At 54.7% G+C, this 5,891-nt stretch carries 4 protein-coding genes and 1 tRNA gene; 4 read left to right on the forward strand and 1 reads right to left on the reverse strand.

Annotated features, from left to right (window positions below):
- Positions 1 to 616 precede the first annotated feature (616 nt).
- The 3 genes from RMSM_RS26550 to mqnC all read left to right on the forward strand — a co-directional run bounded on the left by RMSM_RS26550 (position 617) and on the right by mqnC (position 3,583).
- Positions 617 to 1,348: an RluA family pseudouridine synthase gene (locus RMSM_RS26550; RefSeq protein WP_008704042.1), complete on the forward strand. Its 732-nt coding sequence runs from the start codon at positions 617 to 619 to the stop codon at positions 1,346 to 1,348.
- Between the two features lie 214 nt (positions 1,349 to 1,562).
- Positions 1,563 to 2,375 (forward strand): menaquinone biosynthetic enzyme MqnA/MqnD family protein, encoded by an 813-nt coding sequence (locus RMSM_RS26555; RefSeq protein WP_008704045.1) that lies wholly within the window; start codon positions 1,563 to 1,565, stop codon positions 2,373 to 2,375.
- 53 nt (positions 2,376 to 2,428) lie between these two features.
- The gene (mqnC, locus tag RMSM_RS26560; protein WP_008704047.1) at positions 2,429 to 3,583 is read left to right on the forward strand and encodes a cyclic dehypoxanthinyl futalosine synthase; all 1,155 of its coding nucleotides are present in this window, start codon (positions 2,429 to 2,431) and stop codon (positions 3,581 to 3,583) included.
- Positions 3,584 to 3,793: 210 nt separating this feature from the next.
- Here the strand turns inward: mqnC and polX are convergent, their stop codons facing one another.
- The gene (polX, locus tag RMSM_RS26565; RefSeq protein WP_008704050.1) at positions 3,794 to 5,515 is read right to left on the reverse strand and encodes a DNA polymerase/3'-5' exonuclease PolX; all 1,722 of its coding nucleotides are present in this window, start codon (positions 5,513 to 5,515) and stop codon (positions 3,794 to 3,796) included.
- A 110-nt stretch (positions 5,516 to 5,625) separates the two neighbouring features.
- On the opposite strand from polX, the gene RMSM_RS26570 reads away from it, so the two are divergent.
- Positions 5,626 to 5,708 (forward strand) — tRNA-Ser (locus RMSM_RS26570).
- Positions 5,709 to 5,891 lie beyond the last annotated feature (183 nt).

Below are 5,891 nucleotides of genomic sequence, written 5' to 3' on the forward strand. Positions count from 1 at the left end.
ACGGCATGCTCGGCCAATCGACCGGTGACGAAGTGATAATGGTGGTCAGCGGCGGGTTGAATGGTCGTAATCATGAGCGTGTTTCGAGAGTAGTGAGTCGCTTCGCAAGTGGTGTGGTCTACTCACAGGATGACCGTTGTAATGCAGCAAGTCGATGTGATTGGGATCATTCTTCGTGATCGAAATGCTTGATCTCGACAGTGGGGCGAGCTCTGAATTTCGCCACCAATAACGCAACTCATCTTGACGTGATCGATTCTCTCTTTACAAATTAAGGGTACGAGAGATCCGTCGATCGATTGTTGAAGTAATTTGGACACGACATCATGTGTTTTAACAACTTACTTCAGTGATTGTCGTGGCCGGGATCTCTCGTTTTTTTTTGCGCTGTGGTTGCGTGCAAGATCGTGGGTTACGTGCAAGAACGTGACGTTATGGTGATGTTGCGGGTGCGGTAATCGGATTCGAAATCCGCTAGGGTGATTCGAAATCCGCTAGAGTATCGGGCTATCAAGTATCGGGCTATCAATCGCGACGACGATACTGACGTTGCGAACTGCATGCTAGTTGCGACACTGTATGCTCTAGTTGCGACGATGAGGGATGATGTTTGCGGATGATGATTGAGAGTGCGATCAAGGTGTTGTGGGACGGCGACTCGATGTTGGCCGTCGAGAAACCAGCAGGACTGTCGACGCAATCGCCCCCTGGCAACGATAGTCTCGAATCACGTCTGCGGACGCAGCTTTCCGGTCGTAGCGATTATTTCGCGGTCGTTCATCGGCTTGATCGTCCCGTCAGCGGTGTGGTGCTGATTGCACTGCGAAAACGCGTCGCCAAACTGCTGTCGGAACAATTTGCCACACGAAAGGTCGATAAGCATTATTTGGCGGTCGTTGAGGGGAATATCGAGCCCGTCGAGCAGCTTTGGACCGACTATCTAAGAAAGGTCCCCAACCAGCCGCGGGCCGAGCGTGTCACTGAAAATGACCCCGACGCAAAGTTCGCCGAAACCCGCGTCGAAGTTGTTCGTTATTGCAGTAAACTCGATCGCACGCTCGTTCGCCTGTTTCCGCACACGGGGCGAATGCACCAATTGCGAATTCAATCCGCACTACGTGGCCATCGGATCCTCGGTGATTCGCTCTATGACAACCACGATTCCGATGAGGATACGATCGTTTCGGAGAACCGAGAAAGCGATCTCACCAGGGCTTCTGCTGGGCTGCCGTCGCCAAATCAAACGCGAATCATGCTGCACGCCGAATCGATCACGTTTCATCATCCCAAAAGTGGCGTTCGGGTGACCGTTCAATGCCCTGCGGACGAATTGCAGCAAATCGTGTAGGTTGTTCCTCTCGCTGGCGTTACATACCGCCTGTGACTGCGGTTCGAAAAGTATTGCGATTGGAAGAGGAATGTGGTGACGCTTTTGGTTCCGTTTTCGGAAATCCGAAACGATAAAAGAAAGCGGTGACCGCGGTTCACACGTTCGATGACATGCCCCCAATCGACACAAACCTGCTCCGAGCAAAATTGGCTCGACAAGAACAAGAGATCCGATGACATCTTCACTGGCTAACGCTCCGCTTCGCATCGGCGCGGTTTCCTATCTGAATACCAAACCGTTGGTATGGGGGCTGCGCGAGCGGCTCGGCGACCGTGGTCGGTTGTCCTTTAACTTGCCCAGCCGGTTGGCGGACGATTTGCATACCGGCAAGCTGGACGTGGCCCTGATTCCCTCGGTCGAGTATCTGCGAGATCCCTCGCATAGGATCATTTCGGACGCGGTGATCGGTTGTCGTGGCCCGGTGTGGAGCGTTCGTCTGCTCAGCCGCGTTCCGGCCGCCGAAATCAAACGATTGGCTTTGGACGAAGGCAGTCGCACGAGTGCCGCGCTACTGCAAATTTTGCTCTGGGAAATTCACGGCATTCGGCCTGAGATTGTTCCCTTTGCGATCGAACAGACGCCTGAGGCGATCGATGCCGACGCGATGTTGATGATTGGCGATCGCGCGATGCATCCGGCGCCCCGCTGTTACCAAGAAATATGGGATTTGGGTGATCGATGGTGCCGATGGACTCAATTACCCTTTGTGTTTGCAATGTGGGTCGCACGCGAGGGGGTCGATGTTGGCGATTTGGCGGTGGCGTTGGAAGCATCGCGTGACCAGGGCATGGAATCGCTCGAGGAGATCGCCAGCCGTGAAGCAGCCGCCCATGGGCTAACCAACGAAGACCTGTACCGTTATTTTGCTGAGAACCTGCATTACACGCTGGGGCCTGAGGAACGCACCGCATTGGACGAGTTTCGTCGCCGTGCGGTCTCGCTCGGGTTAGTTCCCGAAACGAATGCGCTGAATCACACGCCCTGAAACAGGGCGACCCGAAATCAAGCTACCTGAATTCTCTGACGACTAAAAAAATCATGATCGCTCCTGCCGCCGATAATTCGATCCGTGACATTTTGGACAAAGCCATCGAGGGCCAACGGTTGACCTCGGCCGAAGGGTTACGTTTGCTCGAAAGCCACGACCTCGCCGCTTTGGGGGCGGCTGCCGAAGCGGTCTCGCGGCGGATGCACCCCGAGCCCTATCGCACCTACAACATCGACCGGAATATCAACTACACCAACGTCTGCACCGCAGTCTGTGATTTCTGTGCGTTCTATCGCGGGCCCAAGAGTGACGAAGGCTACGTGCTGCCTCGCGCCGAGCTTTTGGCAAAGATCGAAGAGACCGTCGCGCTGGGCGGCAACCAAATTTTGCTACAAGGCGGACTGCATCCGAAATACAAACTCGATTGGTACGAAGAGATGCTCAGCGACATCAAGAGTGCCTATCCCGAGGTGAACGTTCATGGATTCAGCCCGCCCGAGCTGCACCATTTCACCAAGGTCAACAATCTTTCGATCGAAGAAGTGCTCAAGCGACTCAAGGCGGCCGGTTTGGGCAGCATCCCTGGCGGCGGTGCCGAAATCTTAGTCGACCGCGTTCGCAACGAGATCACTCGCGGCAAAGTCATGACCGACGACTGGTTAAACGTGATGCGAGTCTGGCACAAACTAGGCGGCGTCAGCAGCAGTACGATGATGTTCGGACACGTCGAAACGCTGGAGGAGCGGATCGAGCATCTGCACCGCGTTCGCGAGCTGCAAGATGAAACCAATGGCTTCACCGCGTTCATTTGTTGGACGTTCCAGCCCGACAATACCGAACTGTCACACATCCCACCTAAAGGCTCGTTTGAGTACCTGAAAACATTGGCGGTATCGCGGTTGTTCCTCGACAACGTACCGAACATACAAAGCAGCTGGGTCACGCAAGGATTAAAGGTTGGTCAGCTGGCACTACTGTTTGGCGCCAACGACATGGGCAGTTTGATGCTCGAAGAAAACGTGGTCGCCGAAGCCGGCACGGTTCACTTTTTGACACTTGATCAAATCCGTGCATCGATCGAAGAACTCGGGTTCGAAGCACGGCAACGCAGCGTCAATTATGAGCTCGTCGCACCCGAGCTCGAGCAAAAAGCGATCGAGGCTAATCGCAAACTTGCGTCCAAGGACTTAGTGCAGCTCACCTAACGGATTCACCTCGTGCGAAACTTGTTTTGGGAGAGGTCCAGCGGGCCCTTTAGGCTTCGTTCGGGTGAGGGTCGTCCGCGCAGCATCGCGTCGCAGCGATACGATTGGGCGTCAGTTCAGACTGCTAAAAAATTTTTATGTGTCGTGATTTTATGGTTACGCAACCGAAGAAAGCCGCAAGGCCGAGCGTTTGACAGCCAAACGCTAACTCTAACGCATCAATTTCTTCATCTCATCCCAAGACCGTGTGTTAGCGACATCGGCTTTGGTCAAACCGCCGCGACGTGCTTGCTTGATCCCGTATCGCATCACGTCCAGCCCGTCGGTCGAGTGAGCGTCGGTGCTGATTACGATCGGGATGCCGTGACGTTTGGCAGCGGCCAAATGCACGTCATTCAGATCCAACCGTGCCGGGTTTGCGTTCAGCTCCATCAGCGTCCCGTTCGCTTTCGCGGCCGTCATCACCGCGTCAATATCGACTTCGTAAGGCGGACGACGATTGATCAACCGACCGGTGGGGTGAGCGATACAGTCGACGTGCGGGTTTTCAATTGCGCCCAGGATGCGTTCGGTGATCTGGTCACGTGGTTGTTTCTGGCCGTAATGGACACTCGCCAGTACCCAGTCGGCTTCGGCTAAACAATCGTCCGGCAAATCCATGCCCCCTTTTTCCAGAATGTCGCACTCGATGCCTTTCAGGATCACCAGTCGACCTTCGTATTCGTCACGGATCGTATCGATTGCTTTCCATTGTTCGCGAAGTCGTTTGGGATCAAGTCCAAACGCCATCGAAACACGCTGGCTGTGGTCGGTAATGGCAATGTACTTCAGCCCCCGGGCGATCGTGGCATCGGCCATCTCGTGCAGCGTCGCCGTCCCATCGGTGGCGTTGGTATGCATGTGCAGATCACCGAGGATGTCGGCGGTTTCAATCAGCTCGGGTAGTTCGCCTTTTTCAGCCCATGTGAATTCATTGCGATCTTCGCGAAGCTCGGGCGTAATCCAAGGCATACCGATCGCCTTGTAGACGTCTTCTTCGGTTTCGCCAGCCACACGCGAATCGTCATCGGTTTTGAACACACCGTACTCGTTGACTTTCAACCCATGTTCTTTGGCGATCCGCCGCATGTGGACGTTGTGTGCCTGGGAACCGGTGAAATACTGCAGTGCCGCGCCGAACTCGTTCGCTTCGACCAGCCGCATGTCGACTTGGAATGCCTTGGCGACGCGAATCGAGATCTTGGTATCGCCGCGAGCGATCGTTTGGCTCCGCTGAGGAAAGGCTTCGAAGTGGTCCATCGCTGCGGTGCGGTCTTTGGCGACCACTAACAAGTCGAGGTCGCCGATCGTTTCGCGGCCGCGACGATAGCTGCCCGCCCAGCTCATTTTTTTGATTCCCTCACACGACTGCATGTGATTGCCGATCGTGGTCGCTAGCTCGTCGCCGGTGGACCAATAGATTCGCTCGGCGGCCTGCTGGGCGATCGCCAATCCGTCCATGATCGTTTCTTCGGATTTGGGGCCAAATCCTTTGACCTTGCGGACGCGTTCTTCCTGACAGGCGCGTTTCAGGTCGTCGAGCGATTCAATTTCCAGAGCTTCTTGCAATTTCATCGCTTTTTTGGCCCCCAATCCAGGGATCCTCGCCATTTGGATTACAACTTGGGGGACCGCTTGGCGCAATTCTTCCAATTGGGGTAACCCACCGGTCTGGATCAGTGTCTCTGTTTTCTCACTGATCGTCTTGCCGATACCCGAAATGTCGGCAAGATTGCGATCGGGATCATTGATGATGGCCACGACCGGCTCGTCGAGATCACGGATCGCCTGGGCTCCGTTACGATAAGCCCGGATACGGAACGGATTTTCGCCGCGAAATTCCAGCAGTTCCGCCATTTCGTCAAACACATCTGCGATTGCCGCGTTATCCATCCCTCATTCTCCACTGTTTTTTTTAGATTTACATTACCAATCCGTTGGTCTGAAAAACACCACCAGTTGCGAGGAAACGCAATCCAGCACAGAATAGCGAAGCCGAGTTCGGAGGATAAGCGAATTGGTGAGCGGCCTCATTGGAACTGAGGTACCCCGTAAGGGGCTGCGGGTTCGAGTCCCGTGTCCTCCGCTATAGAAAAAACGCCGCCTGAAACATCAAGTTTTAGGCGGCGTTTTTTTGTTGGGCCACGTCATTTTTTGTTTTCCCAGTCAATTGGGACGACGTCTTCGTGGCGGTCGTCAGTCGCGAAGGAACGTGCGGTAATTAAGTTGCGGAAGTCACGTATTTCCGCCGGGCTTGCCCCGGCGGGAT

The organism is Rhodopirellula maiorica SM1, from assembly GCF_000346295.1.
Classification (GTDB): Bacteria; Planctomycetota; Planctomycetia; order Pirellulales; family Pirellulaceae; genus Novipirellula; species Novipirellula maiorica.

Bases quoted from the DNA above. Each gene is read 5' to 3' on its own strand.
- RMSM_RS26550 (WP_008704042.1), top strand. From the start codon at position 617: ATGATGATTGAGAGTGCGATCAAGGTGTTGTGGGACGGCGACTCGATG.
- RMSM_RS26555 (WP_008704045.1), top strand. From the start codon at position 1,563: ATGACATCTTCACTGGCTAACGCTCCGCTTCGCATCGGCGCGGTTTCC.
- mqnC (WP_008704047.1), top strand. From the start codon at position 2,429: ATGATCGCTCCTGCCGCCGATAATTCGATCCGTGACATTTTGGACAAA.
- polX (WP_008704050.1), bottom strand. From the start codon at position 5,515: ATGGATAACGCGGCAATCGCAGATGTGTTTGACGAAATGGCGGAACTG.